Origin of the sequence: Planococcus halotolerans, from assembly GCF_003289955.1 — a bacterium.
In the GTDB taxonomy this organism is placed as follows: Bacteria; Bacillota; Bacilli; order Bacillales_A; family Planococcaceae; genus Planococcus; species Planococcus halotolerans.
Genome location: NZ_QLZR01000002.1, coordinates 146677 through 165913 on the forward strand (window position 1 = coordinate 146677; position 19237 = coordinate 165913).

Below are 19237 nucleotides of genomic sequence, written 5' to 3' on the forward strand. Positions count from 1 at the left end.
ACATCCTTTTTATATGAATTTCTGGTTGACTTTTCCATTGCCTTGCTGAAATTCCACTTCAGCGAATGCCCCGTTGACAAAAATGATCTGTGGGGGCATATGTCCGCAATCCACATCGTAGATGACCGGTATAGCCAGCTCATTTTCCAGATCCCTGTACATTTTCTCTGCTGTATATCCTTCGGTCGGATGGTTTGCTGCGCTTCTGCCAAAAAGAATGCCTGTACAATTTTCAAACCAGCCGGCATATTTCATTTGAGTCAATGAACGCTTTAAATCCGCTACCGACATTTCACAATTCTCGAGGTACCAGATCACCGGTTCACCAGGGATATGTTGCTGGCGGAATTCTTTAACATTGCCAAAAGGGGTTCCAGCCAGATGATGAATGACGTCGATGCAGCCTCCGAGCAGTCTGCCTTCAAACTTCACTGCATTCCCTGAAACTGTCTTCCATTCTGTTTTCTCTGTCAGATGGAAAACCATTGGAGATGGATTTACGTGATTCCAGCTCTTTTGATAAGACTCCGATGATGTCTGTTTGACTTCTTCCCCGCTTTCAGTTGAAAGGACATCAATCCATTTAGCAGTTGTTTCGTCTGTTTCCGAACCGCGCAAATCAATGATATTGGTGCCGTGGGCAGTTGCAATTCCGGTATTCAAGGTTACTGCAAGAAGCAGCAGGCTGGTGTCCGAATAGCCGAGAATCCATTTAGGATTTATCCGTTCGAAGTCCAAATGCTCAAGGATTTCGATGAGTAATTCCCCTCCCCACGGCGGGATAATGGCATCGACGCCGGAAAACATATCCATCAGTTCGCTTGCCCTTACCTCTGCAGGTGCTGATTTGGCTTCTTTCTGAGTCCACGCAGTCTTTCCAACTTTGACATTGAACCCTTTTTCCTGCTGGCGTCTGACTGTTTGTTCAAGGAGTGTATGCAGCTCTTCTTCTACTCCTGATGATGGTGCTGTCACCCCGATGTTCCTGATTTCAGCAGGTGGATATCTGATCATATCGAACACTCCTTTCTAGCAATATAAGTGGAATTAATAATTTTTAATAATCGATATTCCGCAAAACAGCTTCGCTTGCCAAGAACCGTGCTCCTGCATCGCTGCGCTAGCTTCGTCGCAAAGCGCCGGCCGAAGAACCTTCGGCCACACTTGGCTCGCGCTGAACTAACTCGGTCTCGTTGCACTTCGCCCGAGTGGATTTCAGCACTTCGTCGAAACAGAGTTGGAAAGCCAACTCCGTTTCTGTTCCCCAAGGCGTCTTCGCTGTTTTGCTCCATATCTTTAGAAAGTTCTCTCAGCAAAGGCGCGGCTCAGGAGCAGGCGAATGCCGACGGAGCAAAGACGAGTGGTCTTCTCGGCTTATTGCGGGAGCTAAGGTGCGCCATACGAAGATGGCGCCTCCTTTGCGACGAGCAGTGCGCAGGAGCATAATCTTTGCCCTGTCCATAGCGCCAAAGCGGTAAATTCTATTTCTTATGTTCAACTTACATAGCTTCATGTCATCGTCAATAATCCCAATAACATACCGCATAAAATAATCCCACCCAGCAAAAATAAAAAGGCATGCATTAAAAATTCGAGAAATTTATTGCCTTCACGGTCCAGCGGCTTGGCATCCATATTTGCTACGCCGTAAGACAAACCGGTTTCTTTATAATGCTGTTTATTTTTCCGGAATTCCTTTCTGCTTTTCCTTGGCTCCATAAAACTCCTCCTCAATCAGAATCTGTATATTCTTTAAGTGATATTAATCATTATACTAAACTTAAATTGATATGAAAGACCTACTTTCTAATAATTCGGAAAAATTGATCAGAAAAACAACATAGCTATCCATTTATTTTCATAAAACGCATTTTTTCAATAAAAAAAGAACCCCAGTAAGGGATTCTTTTTTATGCTTGAACTTGTTGTGCCGATTTATAACTTTTGATACCTAGGACAATCTGAAAAATTCCTGCGACAGTACAAATTACGATAGCGGCATATCCTAAACCAGTAATAGGCTGCAGCATTACAGTTCTGACGACAATCAGCAAAAGCATCGCTGCCAGTGCAAAATTGACGATATACGGTCTGTCATAAAATTTCTTCAATGCGTAAGCCGCAAATATCGCTACAGCTACGATTGCCAATGAAAGAACATTCCCCATTATAACCCCTCATTCGTATAAAGATTTTCTTAAATCTTACCATATTTTCGGAACATTCGATATAGTCCCGGAACAGCTTTCAAAGATAAAGAACCTTGTAAGGAAACAGAAGCTTCTGTAAATATTAATATTTAAGCATTCATTTATGCCGGAATAACTTATATAGTAGAAAGAGACAGTTAAATGGAAAAGGAGAGGAAAAGATGAATAATCACGAAATTGATTTCAAATTGTACGGTGATGATATGCAATTTGTAGAGGTGGAATTGGATCCCAGTGAAACTGTTGTTGCAGAAGCAGGCGCGCTTATGATGATGGAAGATGGAATCGTTATGGAAACAATATTCGGCGATGGTTCCAACAATGGTTCAGGCAGCGGTGTCATGGGAAAACTTCTAGGTGCAGGCAAAAGAATCATTACAGGAGAAAGCCTCTTTATGACAGCTTTCACTAACCAGGGCAGCGGAAAACGTACCGTCTCTTTTGCATCTCCTTATCCTGGTAAAATCGTGCCGCTTGATCTAAGCAGGCTCGGAGGCAAGGTAATTTGCCAGAAAGATGCTTTCCTGGCCGCGGCGAAGGGTGTCTCCATCGGCATTGAATTCCAGCGGAAACTCGGAACCGGCTTTTTTGGCGGTGAAGGTTTCATCATGCAAAAACTTGAAGGTGACGGGATGGCCTTCATTCATGCGGGCGGAACTCTATACCGGAAAAATCTTCAAAAAGGTGAAGTGCTGAAAGTCGATACCGGCTGCCTGGTCGCCATGACCTCCGATGTTGATTACAATATCGAGATGGTTCCCGGTGTGAAAACCGCTCTGTTCGGCGGTGAGGGTTTATTTTTCGCAACTCTTAGAGGACCTGGCAGCGTGTGGGTACAATCTCTTCCCTTCAGCCGTCTTGCCAGCAAAGTATTTGCTGCAGCGCCTCAAAATCCTGCTGGCCGTTCCAAAGGCGAAGGCAGTGCAGCCGGTGGTCTGTTCGATTTATTGGGCGGAAGATAAATGTATTCAAAAAGGTCACACGTGCCAAATACAACATGGCATATGTGACCATCTTTTTTAATTTTTTTGTTTTCTCATGACTTCAACGGCCTCATTGTATTTATCAAAATCAAATTCCAGGCTGTTGGGCTTGTAGAAAAACAGGATAGATTCCTTTTCTCCATGGGCCAATAAATGGGTAACTACTGCTTTTGGACTCTTCATGTTTACTCCCGCATGATCGGCATCCGCAAGCAAGGCAAGAATATTCGGAGGGATATTAGACATCAACAAGCTCCTTTCACTAAATAAACTTCAATTGGTTAATTCAATTATAATCGCGAATGTCTGCTATTGTTTCCAAATCCCAAAAATCTTCTCTCTCAAAAAGACGGATTAACTGTTCAGCAGTTTGTTCCGGCGTGCTGAGCTTACCCTGCTCCTTATACGCTATGAAATTCTCAATCATTGGAAAATCGGTTTCTGAGCTTTCCCGGATTTTTCCTTGCATATCCGTATCGATGATGCCAGGCGCTATTGACATCGTTTTGATATCTTTGTACTCCTTTTCAAGGCACAGACTGAAATGGTCGAGTCCCGCTTTTCCGGCGCAATATGCACTCCACCCTTCATAAGCATTTCTGCCGGCGCCCGAAGAGATGTTGATGACTCTTTTTTGCGATGGAAAATCGGCAGCCTGAGTTATAAAAGCACCAGTCGTTATCATAGGCGCTGTCAGGTTCAAAGCGATGCTGCCGCTTATTTCATCGGCTGGATTGTTTCCAGCAAAGCCGATTGGCGTAATCGTTCCGGCATTATTAATGAGCGTTATGATTTCGCAATCCTCTGGAATAAAACCGAAAATAATTTCAATTAACGCAGGAATTTCTGATGTTTTTAAAAGATCGAAATCGAAAGACTTTGTTCCCGGCCATTCTTTCGAAAAAGAACGGGCAATTCCATATACCTGATGCCCTTTTTCAGCTAATTGTTTACTGAGAGCAAGACCTATGCCTTTTGATGCGCCGGTTATTATATAAGCCTCCATTGTCATTCCCCTCTCTGAAACATGATTTCTCCAGCTACAACCGTCAGTTCGACTTGCGCTTCGAGAATCTGCTCTTCATTTCCTTCAAAAAGGTTCCGGTCAAAAATACTGAAATCGGCATCATAATTTTCAGCAATTCTGCCTCTTGAATTTTCTTTACAAATGGCAGCAGCACTGCCGCTCGTATAAAGCTGGATAGCTTCAAAACGGCTCAGTTTTTCTTCCGGCATATACCCTTCATGATTTTCATACGGCTTGCGTCTCGTTACAGCCGCATAAATTCCCTGCTTAGGGTCCACTTCTTCAATCGGTGCATCCGATCCTCCTGCACAGATCAACCCGCGGTCCAGCAGTTTTTTCCATGCATAGGACCATTCCAGACGCTCTTCTCCAAGCCGTTCAACGACCCAAGGAAAATCCGATGTCACGAAACTTGGCTGAAGATCGAGGATCGCATCGATTTTTTCCATGCGCTCGACTAAATCTTCCCTTAGGACCATGCTGTGGATCAAACGGTCCCGCTTCCCTTTCGGCACTGGATGAGCTTCAATTGCGTCAAGTGCTTTCTCCATACCCAAATCACCAATAACATGGATGGCCACCGCTTCATCATGTTTTCGGGCAACTGATACCAGACGTTTCAGTTCTTCATCGGAATGGATGGCAACTCCGCTGGTAGAAGGATCGTCATTATAGGGTTTGCTTAAAAGTGCTGTACGGCCGCCGATGGATCCGTCAGCAAAAATCTTCATCGGACCTGGATCTACAAAAGGCTCTACATATGTAGCGTTTTCCATCATTTCTTCAAATGCGCTGTGAGCACGCAGCAGATGGGCGCGGAATTTCGTTTCGCCTCCCAATACATTTTTGAATGCCTGCAACGGTTTCGAATAATGGCCATAATAGCCCATGTCTTCCGTGTGTGCGCCGGTCAGTCCTAAAGCCAGTAAATCATCGACAGACGTTTGCAAAGCCCTTGTCAAATACTCCACACTAACTTCTGGCACTACATTCGCTACAAGATCTTGAGCTGCATCCAGTAGATAGCCTGTCGGCTCGCCGTCAGCGTCGCGAACAATCAATCCGCCCTCAGGATCCGGTGAATCTTTCGTTATGCCTGCAAGCGCGAGCGCGCTGGAGTTTGCAAGGATGGCATGTCTGCAGACACGCTTCAGCATCATCGGGGAAGATGAAATCTCATCAAGTTCGACCCGATGAAAGATTTTGCGGTCAGGAAAATTGTTCTCATTCCACCCTTCTCCGATAAACCAGTCATCTGCCGCCAGATCATCTGTGGATTCAATCAACTGCTGTTTCATATCTTCCGATGAATCGATTTTCGAAAGATCTACACGGAGCAGTTTCTCTCCGTGCCCAATCATGTGCATATGACTGTCAACAAAACCGGGATAAAGTACTTTTCCTTTAAGGTCGATTTCCTGGTCAGCCCTGTCTTTCAATTCCTGATAGGAACCCATTGCTTCTATTTTACTGTCAGAAACTAAAACAGCTTCCACTGTCTTACCTTCTGCCGCCATTGTATAAATAATTCCGCCATGCCATAACGTCTTCATGAACTCACTCCTTTTCTCTAATTCATCATAAGTTGAATTCACAGGATATTCAATAAATCCCCCATCATTTTTTTGAAATTCCCATCCCAATCCGCCAAATACTTAAGAAGTTCCTGAATATGTTATAATGGTTCCATATTTGGAAAGCAGAGGTGAACCTCCTATCAAGGGAGGATTAATTGGACAGTTTACTTATCTTGAATTTATCTATCATGGCGCTTCTTATAGCGCTGACAGCAATGTTTGTGGCAGCAGAATTCTCCATCATCAAGGTACGCGTTTCCCGTATTGACCAATTGATATCCGAAGGCAATAAAAGCGCGGTTATTTCAAAGCGGATCATTGATAATCTGGATTATTACCTTTCAGCCTGCCAGCTCGGCATTACGGTTTCCGCCCTTGGACTCGGCTGGCTGGGTGAGCCTGTCATCGAACAGTTGCTGCGGCCGCTCTTTGAAGCCTTGAGCCTCAATGAGCCTATCACCACAATTTTTTCATTCGGTGTGGCATTTGCGATCATTACTTTTTTCCATGTCGTGATCGGGGAAATGGCTCCCAAAACGATGGCTATTCAAAATGCAGAAAATATCGCATTGAAAGTGGCGTGGCCCCTTTATTTATTCGGCCGATTCATGGAACCCGCCATTCGCCTGATGAACGGCACTTCAAAAGGGCTGCTTAGCCTGGCCGGCATTAAAACCGTGGGCTATGAACAAGCGCATTCGGAAGAAGACCTGAAAATCATCATGACCCAGAGCTATAACAGCGGGGAAATCAATCAAACCGAACTTTCGTATATGCAGAATATTTTTTCCTTCGACGAAAGAATGGCGAAAGATATCATGATTCCCCGTACGCAAATGGAAACCATTTCTATGGAAATGGATCATGGCGACTTGATGGAAATTGTCCGAGAGCATCAATACACACGCTACCCAGTTACGGAACAAGGCGATAAAGATGATATTATCGGTTTTATCAATGTTAAGGAAATGCTGACAAATTATACGCAGGAAATGGACCTGAAAAAGAGTATTTCGATGCACGACATCCCGTTTGTCCATGACATGGCCCCGATTCAGGATGTACTGGTCAAAATGCAGAAAGAGCATGTCCATATGGCGATTGTCGTCGATGAATACGGCGGAACTGCCGGCGTCATCACGATGGAAGACATTCTCGAAGAAATTGTCGGGGAAATCCGTGATGAGTTTGATGAAGATGAACGGGACGAGATCAAAACTCTCGATGCTAACCGCTATCTTTTGAACGGCCGTGTGTTGTTATCGGATCTCGAAGACCGCTTCGCGTTGAATTTTTATGACAGTGAAGATGTGGATACTATCGGAGGATGGGTCCAGATGATGAATACAGAAATCACTGAAGGCGGCAAGGTTGAACTTCCCGGCCATACCATAACGGTACGGGAAATGGAAAATCATCAGATTATCCGATTGTTGCTGGTAAAGCATGAATAAATTGTTCATTTGAATATCTTCAATTATAAAAAGGGGTACCGGATTTTTTTCCGGTACCCCTTTTTTCGAAATTCCTGCTTGCTTTACTTGTTGTCCTGCAGCAGGGATTTTTCGTATTCGAATTTCTTCATCAGCATTTCGCCGCTGTATCCTTCTTCAATCAGTTTGGCGAGAATGACACGCGTATCTTCATCCGACGCTTCCGGATGTTTTTCCCGGTCAATCTCCACCTCATTTTCAGGATCAGCAATCCAATCTGAATAGCTTCCTGTATAAAGCCGCAGTGAATCATAACCTTTTTCTGCGAGCATTGCATATAGTGGAGCTGCTGTCACTCCACTGCCACAATAGACCACCACTGGTTCATGCTGTTGAATCACAGTAGAAAAATCCACATCGGTATCCAGTTTTCCATGGTTAACCAGCTGACTCCAGTCAAAATTATGGGCCCCAGGGATTCTTCCGGCTATCCGGTCAAGCGGCTCTTCGATTCCTGAGTATCGCTCAGGAGATCTTGCATCAAGCAGTATGCCCAGCTCTTCGCCTTTAATCACATTCTTCACGTATTGGCGGTCAGCATATATATCATTATTGAAGACCGGTGAATAATCCGATGGAGCGATTTGTGGCAACTCTTCAGATACTGCCGCCCCTTTTTCTTTCAACTCTGTATAACCCATTTGGCTGATGTAGACATTTTCAAATCCGCAATACTTCAACAGCCACCATGCTCTGGCAGCAAACGGGGAACCTCCTTGATCGTAGACGACGATATCGTCCTTTGGTGATATCCCGCTGTTTTGGACCAGGTTTTCCAATTGCTGATGTGATGGCATAGGATGGCGACCGCCTTCGGATGACATATCACTCATATCTTTTTCAAGATCCCAATAGATTGCACCTTTAATATGTTCTTGCTCATATAGATTTTTTCCCGCATCCGGGTTGCCAAGCTCATAACGTGTATCAATCCAGCGATATTGGTCCGTATCCAGCGTTTCGATAAATACTTTCATAATCCTACACCCTTTCACTTATCAAATTTGCATATATCTCTTTCCACTGAGCCAGTTTTTCCTCTTGCTGCAATAGAGTTCGTTCAGAATCGATCTGGTCAGTGCCTTGGCGGATGATGTGCTGTCTCAATCCCTCAGCTTCCTGTTCAATCCAGAACTCTGCCCATTCAGCCAGTTTCCGCTTTTCTTTTTCCAGATAAATGTTTGCATCCGGTTCCATTAATGCTTGAAGAGCGTCACGAAGTTTTTCTTTTTCGTTTTTCTCAAAAAAGCTTTTATTGTTTCTATAATAGGACTTTACAGAAGAATAATCTGTACCTGTGAAGGCTTTATCCGGTTCCAGCATGTCAGCTTCCGTCACTTCATACGGTGTAAATGAAAAATCAGGATTTTTTGCCCGCAGCTTTTCGGTTTCGTCCCGGAAACGGCTTTCAACAGATTTTTGAATCCGCTGAGACAACCTGAAATTCGTCACCCGGATTTCCTGCTCAAAGTCAAAAGCGGTCATTTCAACAATATCATGTAATGCTGTATCCAAAGCTTGCTGCGACGATTTTCCTGCAAACAAGGACGGGTTGAACGATTCCTTGAAAAAGTCATTGAAACGGTAGAATACACGTTGATTAACATAATATAAAAGTTCACTAAGTTCCTGCAAGGCATCTTTGACCATAACCGGTGCAGGAGAATCCGCAAGTTGCTTGCGGAGCTGCTGTTCAAGGATTTTCAATTCCGACAGTCGCTCGTCTTTGCGGGACATATTAGCATCAGTGTGGTCAATCAAAGACCAGAAACGCGCAACTGCTTTCTGTTCTTCTTCCGCCAGCGACTGGACAGCCATTCCTTTCAATTCTTCTTTCAGGAAATGCTGGAAGGACTCCTCAAATTCCGCCATTCCAGATTGCTCTCGATTTTTCAGCGCCTGAAGGCTCGAGACACCGAATAGCCGAGGAAATCTGATGCCGAAGCGCTGCAATTCCTCTTTGACATAATTCTCAACCGATTCCTGTTCTGCCTTGTTTTGCGCTAAATCAATTGCATTTACTACAAAGAACATTTTATCCATTTCAAAAGCATCTTTGACACGTCCCAGTTGTATCAGGAATTCACGGTCCGCACGTGCAAAAGCGTGATTGTAATAAGTGATGAATAGAACAGCATCCGCATTCCGGATATATTCAAATGCCACATTCGTATGGCGGGCATTGATCGAATCTGCACCAGGTGTATCAACAAGCGTAACACCGCTGCGAGTCAGTTCGCAATCATAATAAAAATCAATTTCATCGACAAAGCAGCTGCGCTCTTCTTTTGCCACATAGAGACCGAATTCTTCCCGGTTCGTCCGGATAGTTTCTCCAAGCTGGTCCTTAAAGTCACGATAGCCTGACTTGAACGCATCGATGAACGACTTATGCACCTGCTGCTCGGTCCCGCCTGCTTCCGGCAATTGTTCAGCTTTTCGATAGGCATCATCCAGAGACTGTATTTTGACATCGAAGATGCCAAATGAGTTGCGTACATCTTCCGTCATCTGCTGGACTGTTTTCAAACGCACATCAGCCGTTTCGTGAGGATGATTTTCACTGACTGGGCGTATCCGGTTTATCGTCGCCGTCGTTGGATTCGGTGAAACCGGCAAAACTGTTTCTCCCATCAATGCATTGGAGAAAGATGACTTTCCAGCACTGAAGGCGCCGAATAGAGCGATCGTAAATTCCTGGCCCTCAAGTCTTGAAACTTTCCTTTTCAGATAGTCGGCTGTTTCTTCGAAGCCTCTGATCGGCCCAAGTGCAGCAGCTGTCTTTAAAGCACGACCAAGAACAATTTCTTCATCCTGCTGGGCCGTTTCAGCAGTTTGTGCTGACTGCTGTTCTTCTTCTTCTCTTTGGACAACTTCCTTGTCAGCAAGCATCGATGGTTCGAACTCGATCATCTCATCAGTCGAAGCCTGGAACTCACTGCGCCAATCCTCCAAAATCGCTTCCGCAGAAATCTTTTGATTTGGCAGCATTGCGGAAAATGCACGCTCGGTTTTCTCTATTTTTTCGTCCATTTCTTCCAGTGTACTGATGGCAAGCAATTTCTGATTCAACGTTTCAGCTTTCATGCCTATTTCTGTGCCGGCATCTTCCGGCAGTGATTCGAATTTCTCTTTTTGTGCATTTTTCCAGCTTTCAGTTTCTTTTATAAACCACCGTTGAATGGCGACACTCAAACTATTGGCGAAATTGAGCACTGTATCTCCGGTAATCAAAACACCTTTTGGCATTTGTTCCTCAACCACTGAAAATGGCACTTCAAGTTCCATATCATCGATTGCCAATGAATCCTGGTCAGTCAACAGGGCCGCGTCTTTCAAAGCTGATTTCATCAATCTTTTCAGATGCACTGTTATTTGAGAAGGAATTACTGTTGCCATCTTTTCTTTGACATCATCTCGTCGGGCATCACGTTCCGCTTCCGTCTTTTTGCCGCTGAATAGCATTCCCACTTTGAAGTCAGGTTGCATTGCTTCAAGATAAAGAGTCAGTGAGTTGCGCAATTCGTATGGCATGATATTGGCATTTTCGAGCAATTCTTTTCGATTTTTTTCAAAGTCACTTTTCCAGCTGTCAAAATCCTGTACAGACATACGCCGTTCCACTTTATTTGTTTCAGTTTTAACATCTTCACGCATTTCCCATTCTTCCGGACTCAGAACATTTGAAAATGTCTCCAGCCTTTCCATCTTTTCATCTTCCAAAAAGTTCAGATGTTCATCTTTTAATTGGGAAAGTGCGGATTCTGCAGCTTTACCGACGTTTCCTTCCCAGCCTTCCATTGAAGATGAAACAAGGCTTTTCACAGCTTCAAAATCATTGCCCTCCATTTCAAAATCACGTAATGAAGTAAAGAAAATGCCTTTTGGCTGAACCCCCCATGCAGAAAAAGAATCTGCCACTGATTTTTTGAAAGCTGGAAAATCCAGCTCACTGTCCTGATGCTTGTCAATTTGATTGACGATCAGATAAAGGTCTGTGTATTTTTGCAATTCTTTTGTGAAGTTAAAATTCAGCTCCGACTGAACATGATTATAGTCCATCACATAAAAAACCATATCTGCAATATGAAGTGCAGATTCAGTGGAAATCCTGTGGGCGTCATCTGTGGAATCCACTCCAGGAGTATCCATGACGCTTACACCATCCGGCAAAACGGAATCTTTATGGCCAATATCAATCTGTGTCACATCGCCGCTTTTGCAATACTGCTTAACGGCTTCAAAGTCGTAGTTCTCGGGAAAATAAACCGGCTTCCCTTCCGTTTTGTTGACAATTGCAAAATCCGAATCCGCTTTATGTACATTCACGATATTGGCACTGGTCGGTATCGGACTTGACGGCAATAAGGTTTCGCCAGTCAAAGCATTAATCATTGATGATTTTCCCGATGAAAAATGCCCTGCAAAGCCTATGATAAATTGATTTTTTAGTATTTTCCTCCCAAATAATTTCGCTTTCGCGGCACGGTCTGTGTCGTCATTTTCTTCAAAGATGCGGTGCAGGCGCGCTGTTTCTATTAATTCATTATGATGATCCAAAGCTGTCATATTCCGGTATCCCCTTCATTTTATACTCCTTTTATCATACCATTTATCGCGTTAAACGAAAAACATCCCCTCCAATTTAGGAGAGGATGCTGTTGAATTTTCTTTTACTGAAAGTCATTTTACTCTAAGCGGGAGCCTCCGCTTTTCTTAAGAAAACCCATGAATGGACATTCCGCCGTCGACGAATAAAGTCTGGCCGGTGATATAGCTCGATGCTTCAGATGCAAGGAATACGACCGGTGTCGCAACCTCGGGAAGTTCACCGACGCGCTTCATCGGGGTCACTGCCAAAATTGAATCAAGATATTCTTTGTCATTCAATAATTTTTCCGTTAAAGGTGTACGGAAATACCAGGGACCGATGGCATTGACGCGAATATTTTTTTCGCCCCATTCCATTGCCATTACCCGGGTCATCTGGATGATTGCAGCTTTGGAAGCAGCATAGACGACACCTGTCTTCAGTGCACGTTCGCCGCCGACTGAACTGATATTGATGATGGATCCGCCGCTTTGCATTTTTTTCGCTGCTTCCTGTGAAAACATGAAGACGCTTTGGGCATTCGTGTCCATAATTCTATGCCATTCCTCATCCGTTGCATCCAACAGTTTTGAACGGATGTTCATGCCAGCATTATTTACCAGAACATCTATAGCACCGAACCGCTCTATCGTTTCTTCAACAACACGCTGAATTTGGCTGCGGTCGGTTATATCCGCAATTGCATATTCTGTCCGGTCATTGCCGATTAATTCCTTTACGTTCTGCAAATCTGATTCTGTCCGCGCAACAAGCATGACATTTGCGCCTGCTTCCGCGACGGCCATAGCAATCGCCTGCCCGATGCCTTTACCCGCTCCGGTCACAATTGCTGTTTTTCCTTCTAAACTGAATGACTTCAACATTTTATCCCCTCCGGCTCCTATTATAAGCGAAAATTCAGGGAATTGTCCCGTCATTATTCAATCAAGACTGGATTTGAAAAGTTTATTAAAGTAGCAGAAGATAAATCGCTGAGAATTTACTCTTCTATTTTTACCAGCTGTTCTCTTTCCACGTCAAAGCCGCCGATGCCATCCGGGTCTTTATTGTATTGAATAATTCCCATGGTTTTCGCTTCAGCTTCAAAAGCGGTAAAATCCTCGTCAGCGACAACCAAAAACATGTCTGCATATGCGCGGCCATCACCGATAATGACGTTGCCTTCATAGTTCACCTGATCTGGCAAGCTATCAAAACCGATGTCACTGTCTTCTTTCTTGGCAAAAAGAAACGCTTCACCTTCTGCCAATTTCGGTATAGAGGAAAGAGCTTCAGTATCTCTGCCATCTTTCACTTCTTGCAGCAATTCCTTTTCCAGCAGATATTGTGCAGAGGTTTCGTCCATAATCATCAATCGTTTTCCATCAGTATCCATCAGTTTCACAGAAAGAGAATCTTTTTCAACTTGCCCTTTATGCTCTTCTTTCAGTGAAGACAAAACTTTTTCTTCGTCCCCGTAAAGAATGATGCCATTCGCTTTATCTAACATATTGCAGCCCGATAACATTATTGCTCCTCCGCATAAAGCTGCTAACCATAAAGTAATTTTTTTCATAATATCCTCTCCTCACATTTTGATTTTGGGATTCATCCAAAGTTATTAAAGCCATCTCTAAGCTGTCATTCCTCTTCTTAGTTACTACCTTATTAATTGGGATAATTTAAGTATAGGGTGGATGCCTAAAGGCAGCATTTACTTAAGATGACGTTAATCTTACAGTTTCGTCATAAACGAAAAAAAAGCCGCCCCGATTGTAGCCAGGGCGGCCTGTGAAACTCTATTAAGCTAATTGATAAACTTTCGAATATTTCTCTTCCAGGTATTTCGCCAGATGCTCCGCATTCAGCCCTTCACCCGTCGCTTCTTCCAAAATTTCAAGAGGTTTTTTCATCGATCCGTGCTTATGGACATTTTCAGTAAGCCAGTTCCGAATCGGTGCAATATCTCCCGCTGCCAGAAGTTCATCGTAATTCGGCAAATCCTTCAGCATGGCATTCTTGAACTGCGCCGCGTACATATACCCGAGCGCATAAGATGGAAAGTAACCGAAGCTCGCGCCAGCCCAGTGGACATCCTGCAAAACACCTTCTGCATCGTTTGAAGGACGTATACCGAGGTATTCCTCATATTTATCATTCCAGAGCTGCGGCAGATCCTTCACTTCCAAATCGCCATTGAACAGACCCTTCTCCAATTCATAACGAATCATGATATGAAGTGCATAAGTCAGTTCATCCGCTTCAATTCGGATGAGCGAAGGCTTGGATTCATTGATTGCGCGGATAAACTCTTCCTGCGGCACCTGCCCAAACTGCTCAGGTGAAAATACTTTCAGAAGTTCATAATTCTTTTCCCAGAATTTCTCACTGCGTCCAACAAAATTCTCGAAAAACAATGATTGAGATTCGTGGATGCCCATAGATGCACCTGTCTCCACTAATGTTCCACTCAATTCTTCTCCGATATTCTGTTCATACAGCGCATGGCCACATTCATGGATGGTGCCGAAAACAGCTGTCCGGAAATCTTTTTCATCATACTTTGTGGTAATCCGCACATCCTGACGGTTGATGCCGATCATGAATGGATGCACCGTTTCGTCCAGCCTGCCAGCTTCAAAGTCATAGCCCAGCTGTTCAAGGATTTTATCACTGAAACTTTCCTGTGCCTCTTTCGGAAATTGGCGATACAGGAAATCTGTCTTTGGTTTATTGGTTGATTCAGCAATCTTCTGCACCAGTGGGATGATGCGATTGCGCAATTCGCCAAACACTTCATCCAGAATTTCAGTTGTCATGCCCGGTTCGTATTGGTCCAGCAATGTGTTGTAGGCACTGCCATTCTTTTCTCCCCAATAGCCGATCATTTTTTTCGTCGTAGCCACCATTTTTTCAAGATAAGGCTGGAATAAAGAAAAATCGTCTGTATCTTTGGCTGTTTCCCAGACTGACTCAGCTTTGGATTGCAGAATCACAAATTCCTTGTATTCATCAGCTGGAATCTTTTTGCTTAGATCGTACTGTTTCCGTGCTTCTTCCACAGACCGCAGCATGACCGGTTCCAGCTCACCTTTTTTTGCTTCCAATGCTGTAATTAAATCTCCGAATTTTTCTGAAGTTGACATAATAAAAATATCAGAAGAAATCACGCCGATTGTTTCCGAACGCAAATCCACCCCTTTTTTGGGTGCGCCTGTACGCAGATCCCAATAAAGCAATGAAACTGCTTCATTATAAGCGATCAGTTTTTTCATGTGTTCCGTAAATTGCATTTCCAATGACATATATATCCCCCTTTGTCGAATGGGTCTATTATATCATGAATGGCTTACAGTTTTAGAAAATTTTCGGCAGAAACCGGCAGTACTTCCTGCCATAAGTGTTCGAGTGCCAGTTCATCTTCATTCAGCAGCAAGTGGATCTCGCCGTGGTCTTCCGATGTACGGATCAGCCGTCCGATTCCTTGCTGGATTCTGAGCTGCATAAACGGAAGATCGATTTCTTCAAGCGGATTGGAGCTGAATTTGCGTTTTGCTTCGAAAACCGGATCCTGTGGCGGGAATGGCAAGTCGACAATAACAACTTGTGTTAAAGCTTCTTTCGGCAAGTCCAGACCTTCCCACAGATGATAAGAACAGAGAACCTGGAATTTCGCTTCCTGGAAGTCTTTCACGACAGTAGACAGTTCGCGGTCTCCTTCAAATTCGATTTTATAGGCGTGGTCAAGCGGCAGTGATTGCTTGAAATTGTCCATATCCATTTTGGATTTGAATAAAATCAGCGTCTGCTCTCCGCTTGACAGTAAATCGTATGCACGCTGGAATTTATGCTGCTGTTCCAGTGGATGTTTCAGCACTTTCATGACGTCTTCATAGTCAAATGGCGATGGCACCGAGAATGACTGGTATTTATCGATTCCCAGGCTGTCGGATAGATAACTGAAGTCTTTTTTAATTGACAATGTAGCGGATGAGAAAATGATCGGCACTTTGCCGTCGAATAATTTCTCATCAAGAATATCTGTCACGAGACGAGGCATGATGACAAGTGTTTCAATGTCATCTTTAATTTCCAGCCAGTGCACTGCGTCGCCTTCCTCAGTGAATAAGCCCATAGAAAAGATATATTTCTCAAAAAACTCTTCCGCCAAACGCAATTCATATTCGGGAATCGTGAATAATTCACCTTCGAATACAAATTCCTCTAACAACAGATTGATATGATTGATCAACCCTTTGCCTAAACTGATCAACGCAGGGTCTCTTTTTATCGCTTTACGGTCTTCGTCGCTTGCCACTATATTTTTCCGCAACAGGCGGAAGAAATCGTTATGCAGATCAATGGTCTCTTCAATCATATTCAACGTTTTTTCGCGGACATTATCCGCCAGGATACTTTCGGTTACAGCGAGCAGTGTGCTCTCCTGCACTTCATATGTCAAAGCGCGCTGCGCCGCAAATTCCAGCAGATGCCCTTCGTCAAGCACGATTTGCGAGAATTCCGGCAACAATGGCGTTTGCCCTTCACGGATGCGGGTTTCTTTTGTCCATAGATGCTCCATCAGGAAATCATGGGAACAGATGACGAGATCCGTCGCTTCCCGGTAATGGTTGCGGTGGATGGTCTGACCGCATTTATTGCGCAGTTCGCACGCGGCACAGTTCTGGATCGGGTGGTAATTGACCTGCTGCCACTGTTCGTCATTGATCTCCGGAAAACTTGAGCGTTCCCCGTATGGGTAAGTGTTTTGCATTGAAAACGTTTTGTTTACAAATTCAGGGAGCCTTGATTCTATATCATCCAGAAAGTCCGCTCCGCTTCTTTTCTTTGCCCCTTCCAGCCGCTGCAGGCACAGGTACTGATCACGGGATTTTGCAAGGCGGACATCCAGGTTCAAATCAAAAAGCTCATCCAACCGGTCGATATCGCCGCCTTTTTTAACTAATTGCTCGATCAAAGTTTCATCTGCGCAGGAAATTAATGCCGGTTTTCCTGTATAGCGTGCATATGCAATCGCCGGCAATAGATAGGCAAGCGTTTTACCCGTTCCGACTCCCGCTTCGGCAAACATCACAGATTTTTCTTTCAGCGCTTTTTCAATTTGAAAAGCCATAAAGATCTGTTCATCCCGAAGGTCATAGCCTTTTTCAGGCAATTCGTCGTAGAAAACATCTCCGATCCAGTCATTTAAGGATTCGAAGAACGTTTTGTCTTTGGATAAAGGAAATGGTATTGGTTGTCTCATAAACGCTCCTCACAGAGAAACGGAAGAGCCGATGCCCTTCCGTTCCATCAATTTTATTTTTTCGGACGTTCTCCCCAGAATTGGAAAAGATCTGTTCGTATAAAGCCGTTGAATAATTTTCTTTTTTTCGTCGCTGGCTGGCCATAAAGTGTTTCGAATCTTGCCATTGAAGACAGGATGTAAACAGACCAAGTAGGATGTTTTGAAAATACTCTTCCCATATCCTGTATCATCTCTTCAATAATTTCAATTTCACCGATTCGTTCACCGTAAGGAGGGTTGCCGACTACAACACCATTTTCTTCTGTCGTTTTAAAATCTTTGACCTGGCGTTGTTCAAATTGGATAATATCAGCAAATCCTGCTTCAAGCGCATTCTGCTCAGCAATTTTTACCATCCGGTGATCAATGTCGGTTCCCAGAATATTTAACGGCTGATCATAATTCGCCATCTCTTCTGCCTGTTCCCGAACTTCATTCCAGATATCTTCACCGATCCATGGCCATTTTTCGCTGTCAAATTCCCGGTTATAGCCCGGTGCAATGTTTTGGCCGATCATTGCGGCTTCGATGACAATTGTTCCTGAACCACAGAATGGATCGACAAAAGGGCGATCCGGCGTCCAGCGTGATAACTTCACCAAAGCTGCTGCAAGTGTTTCCTTGAGTGGCGCTTCCCCCTGGTCGACACGGTAGCCGCGTTTATGCAAGCCGGCGCCGCTCGTATCGATGGACAATTGCACTTTATCTTTTAAGATGGATACTTCGATTTTAAAGCGTGGACCCGATTCATCCAGGAAGGAGTTGCGGTGGTAAGCTTTTTTCAAACGTTCGACAATCGCTTTTTTGACGATGGACTGGCAATTCGGCACTGAGTGCAGGGTCGATTTCACTGATTTTCCCTGTACCGGAAATTCTGCATCCACTGGAAGGAATTTTTCCCACTCAATTTCCTTGGTCTTTTCGAATAACTCATCGAACGTAAAGGCATTGAATTCGCCTGCGATAATTTTCACACGATCTGCAGTGCGCAGCCAAAGATTCGTTTTGGCAATATCCCGCTCGTCTCCTTCGAAGAAAACTTTGCCGTTTTCAGTTTGGGTTTCGTAACCCATGTCTTTCACTTCACTGGCGACAATGGACTCAAGGCCCATTGCAGCAGTCGCTAACAATTTATATGTAGCCATACTTACACCCTTTCCTGTTGACTGTAGTTCCTGTTCTTTAATGAAAAAACTATTTATGCGATTCTTATATTAGAGCAACTGACTATTCAATGCCAGCGCTTCTTTCACTATCTATAATCATGAAGAAAAGCTCTCCCTGGGGAGAGCTTTTTTAAATTGCAATTTAAGACCATCAGAAATTCTATAAGCCATGTTTTGTTTTCCACGTACTCAAACGGCTCTCGCCTTGTACACTTGGAAGGCAACCATCTATCTGCAGGACTGCTCCTGCCTTTTCCTCAGTTCAATTCCTTTGGAAAAGTGCCCCTACCATAGTTTGGGTTTCTCACTCGCGGGGTTTACCTCGTTCCACCTGCATAATTTCTTATGCAGCTCCGTCACTGTGGCACTTTCAGGGTATTTCGACCATATCCGAAGACTTAGGTGTTCTACCCGCCGTCAACTGCAAAAGCAGCTGCCTTAGCTTATTGTTTCGCTAAGCGCGATCACTACGGCCATCTCAGGTCCGTGCGAGCATGGACTTTCCTCTCCGGCCGGTAGCCGGAGCGATTGCCAGAATTCTAATGGCTACATAAGTATACTGCATTTGCTCCAATAAAACAAAGAGTATTACTCGTTGTTCAATTTATTGCCGAAAACATGGTTTTCCAGATGGGAAAGCCTGCGCAATATATCAAAATTCGTCGTTCCCGGTGCAGGAGTGGCCTGCTTGCGGGGAGCGTCTTCCAATTCAGCGCGCAAACGCTTGTTTTCATTCATCAATTGATCGATTTTCTTGTTGAATGCTTCATAATCCTGAATGATATCATCCAGGAAGTGATCAACCTCATCCTGGTTATAACCACGCATACCTGTTTTAAAATCTTTTTCTAAAATATCTTTAGCTGTGAATTTATTGTCCAT

16 protein-coding genes and 1 other RNA gene are annotated in these 19237 nt (G+C 44.1%); 2 read left to right on the forward strand and 15 right to left on the reverse strand.

Annotated elements, in window-relative coordinates; genetic code table 11:
* Positions 1-9 precede the first annotated feature (9 nt).
* From DP120_RS05415 to DP120_RS05425, 3 genes are all read right to left on the reverse strand, one after another.
* Positions 10-1014 carry a S66 family peptidase gene (locus DP120_RS05415; protein WP_112222612.1) on the reverse strand — a complete coding sequence of 335 codons (1005 nt, stop codon included), beginning with the start codon at positions 1012-1014 and terminating at the stop codon, positions 10-12.
* A gap of 495 nt (positions 1015-1509) precedes the next feature.
* A complete protein-coding gene (locus tag DP120_RS05420) occupies positions 1510-1719 on the reverse strand; it encodes a hypothetical protein (protein ID WP_112222618.1) in 210 nt (69 codons plus the stop codon).
* 191 nt (positions 1720-1910) lie between these two features.
* The gene (locus DP120_RS05425) at positions 1911-2168 is read right to left on the reverse strand and encodes a hypothetical protein (RefSeq protein ID WP_112222620.1); all 258 of its coding nucleotides are present in this window, start codon (positions 2166-2168) and stop codon (positions 1911-1913) included.
* A 203-nt stretch (positions 2169-2371) separates the two neighbouring features.
* Between DP120_RS05425 and DP120_RS05430 the strand changes: the two genes are divergently transcribed.
* The gene (locus DP120_RS05430) at positions 2372-3172 is read left to right on the forward strand and encodes a TIGR00266 family protein (RefSeq protein ID WP_112222621.1); all 801 of its coding nucleotides are present in this window, start codon (positions 2372-2374) and stop codon (positions 3170-3172) included.
* Positions 3173-3229: 57 nt separating this feature from the next.
* Here the strand turns inward: DP120_RS05430 and DP120_RS05435 are convergent, their stop codons facing one another.
* From DP120_RS05435 to DP120_RS05445, 3 genes are read right to left on the reverse strand one after another with little or no spacing between them, the layout of a single operon-like run.
* Positions 3230-3439, reverse strand: coding sequence for a hypothetical protein (locus tag DP120_RS05435; RefSeq protein WP_112222623.1), 210 nt, complete (start codon positions 3437-3439; stop codon positions 3230-3232).
* 40 nt (positions 3440-3479) lie between these two features.
* Complete coding sequence (locus DP120_RS05440) at positions 3480-4199, reverse strand: SDR family NAD(P)-dependent oxidoreductase (RefSeq protein WP_240611978.1); 720 nt, start codon at positions 4197-4199, stop codon at positions 3480-3482.
* A 2-nt stretch (positions 4200-4201) separates the two neighbouring features.
* Complete coding sequence (locus DP120_RS05445; protein ID WP_112222626.1) at positions 4202-5773, reverse strand: amidohydrolase; 1572 nt, start codon at positions 5771-5773, stop codon at positions 4202-4204.
* A 179-nt stretch (positions 5774-5952) separates the two neighbouring features.
* Between DP120_RS05445 and DP120_RS05450 the strand changes: the two genes are divergently transcribed.
* Entirely contained in the window at positions 5953-7251 is a 1299-nt protein-coding gene (locus tag DP120_RS05450; protein WP_112222628.1) for a hemolysin family protein, read from the forward strand.
* An 83-nt stretch (positions 7252-7334) separates the two neighbouring features.
* Here DP120_RS05450 and DP120_RS05455 read toward each other — a convergent pair whose 3' ends face one another.
* From DP120_RS05455 to gpsB, 9 genes are all read right to left on the reverse strand, one after another.
* On the reverse strand, positions 7335-8267 hold the full coding sequence (locus DP120_RS05455; RefSeq protein ID WP_112222630.1) for a sulfurtransferase: 933 nt from the start codon (positions 8265-8267) through the stop codon (positions 7335-7337).
* 4 nt (positions 8268-8271) lie between these two features.
* On the reverse strand, positions 8272-11859 hold the full coding sequence (locus tag DP120_RS05460) for a dynamin family protein (RefSeq protein ID WP_112222632.1): 3588 nt from the start codon (positions 11857-11859) through the stop codon (positions 8272-8274).
* 147 nt (positions 11860-12006) lie between these two features.
* A complete protein-coding gene (locus DP120_RS05465; RefSeq protein ID WP_112222634.1) occupies positions 12007-12765 on the reverse strand; it encodes an SDR family NAD(P)-dependent oxidoreductase in 759 nt (252 codons plus the stop codon).
* 116 nt (positions 12766-12881) lie between these two features.
* Entirely contained in the window at positions 12882-13457 is a 576-nt protein-coding gene (locus DP120_RS05470) for a lipoprotein BA_5634 family protein (protein ID WP_112222635.1), read from the reverse strand.
* Positions 13458-13683: 226 nt separating this feature from the next.
* Complete coding sequence (locus DP120_RS05475; protein WP_112222637.1) at positions 13684-15186, reverse strand: carboxypeptidase M32; 1503 nt, start codon at positions 15184-15186, stop codon at positions 13684-13686.
* A gap of 44 nt (positions 15187-15230) precedes the next feature.
* Entirely contained in the window at positions 15231-17147 is a 1917-nt protein-coding gene (locus DP120_RS05480) for an ATP-dependent DNA helicase (RefSeq protein ID WP_112222639.1), read from the reverse strand.
* 53 nt (positions 17148-17200) lie between these two features.
* Positions 17201-18334 (reverse strand): THUMP domain-containing class I SAM-dependent RNA methyltransferase, encoded by a 1134-nt coding sequence (locus DP120_RS05485; protein ID WP_112222640.1) that lies wholly within the window; start codon positions 18332-18334, stop codon positions 17201-17203.
* A gap of 179 nt (positions 18335-18513) precedes the next feature.
* Positions 18514-18895: RNase P RNA component class B (gene rnpB, locus DP120_RS05490), an RNA gene on the reverse strand.
* Positions 18896-18943: 48 nt separating this feature from the next.
* Positions 18944-19237, reverse strand: a complete 294-nt coding sequence (gene gpsB, locus DP120_RS05495) for a cell division regulator GpsB (protein WP_112222642.1) — start codon at positions 19235-19237, stop codon at positions 18944-18946.

Bases quoted from the DNA above. Each gene is read 5' to 3' on its own strand.
- DP120_RS05425 (WP_112222620.1), bottom strand. From the start codon at position 2,168: ATGGGGAATGTTCTTTCATTGGCAATCGTAGCTGTAGCGATATTTGCG.
- DP120_RS05485 (WP_112222640.1), bottom strand. From the start codon at position 18,334: ATGGCTACATATAAATTGTTAGCGACTGCTGCAATGGGCCTTGAGTCC.
- DP120_RS05440 (WP_240611978.1), bottom strand. From the start codon at position 4,199: ATGGAGGCTTATATAATAACCGGCGCATCAAAAGGCATAGGTCTTGCT.
- DP120_RS05420 (WP_112222618.1), bottom strand. From the start codon at position 1,719: ATGGAGCCAAGGAAAAGCAGAAAGGAATTCCGGAAAAATAAACAGCAT.
- DP120_RS05480 (WP_112222639.1), bottom strand. From the start codon at position 17,147: ATGAGACAACCAATACCATTTCCTTTATCCAAAGACAAAACGTTCTTC.
- DP120_RS05415 (WP_112222612.1), bottom strand. From the start codon at position 1,014: ATGATCAGATATCCACCTGCTGAAATCAGGAACATCGGGGTGACAGCA.
- DP120_RS05445 (WP_112222626.1), bottom strand. From the start codon at position 5,773: ATGAAGACGTTATGGCATGGCGGAATTATTTATACAATGGCGGCAGAA.
- DP120_RS05455 (WP_112222630.1), bottom strand. From the start codon at position 8,267: ATGAAAGTATTTATCGAAACGCTGGATACGGACCAATATCGCTGGATT.
- DP120_RS05465 (WP_112222634.1), bottom strand. From the start codon at position 12,765: ATGTTGAAGTCATTCAGTTTAGAAGGAAAAACAGCAATTGTGACCGGA.
- DP120_RS05460 (WP_112222632.1), bottom strand. From the start codon at position 11,859: ATGACAGCTTTGGATCATCATAATGAATTAATAGAAACAGCGCGCCTG.
- DP120_RS05435 (WP_112222623.1), bottom strand. From the start codon at position 3,439: ATGTCTAATATCCCTCCGAATATTCTTGCCTTGCTTGCGGATGCCGAT.
- gpsB (WP_112222642.1), bottom strand. From the start codon at position 19,237: ATGGACAATAAATTCACAGCTAAAGATATTTTAGAAAAAGATTTTAAA.
- DP120_RS05430 (WP_112222621.1), top strand. From the start codon at position 2,372: ATGAATAATCACGAAATTGATTTCAAATTGTACGGTGATGATATGCAA.
- DP120_RS05475 (WP_112222637.1), bottom strand. From the start codon at position 15,186: ATGTCATTGGAAATGCAATTTACGGAACACATGAAAAAACTGATCGCT.
- DP120_RS05470 (WP_112222635.1), bottom strand. From the start codon at position 13,457: ATGAAAAAAATTACTTTATGGTTAGCAGCTTTATGCGGAGGAGCAATA.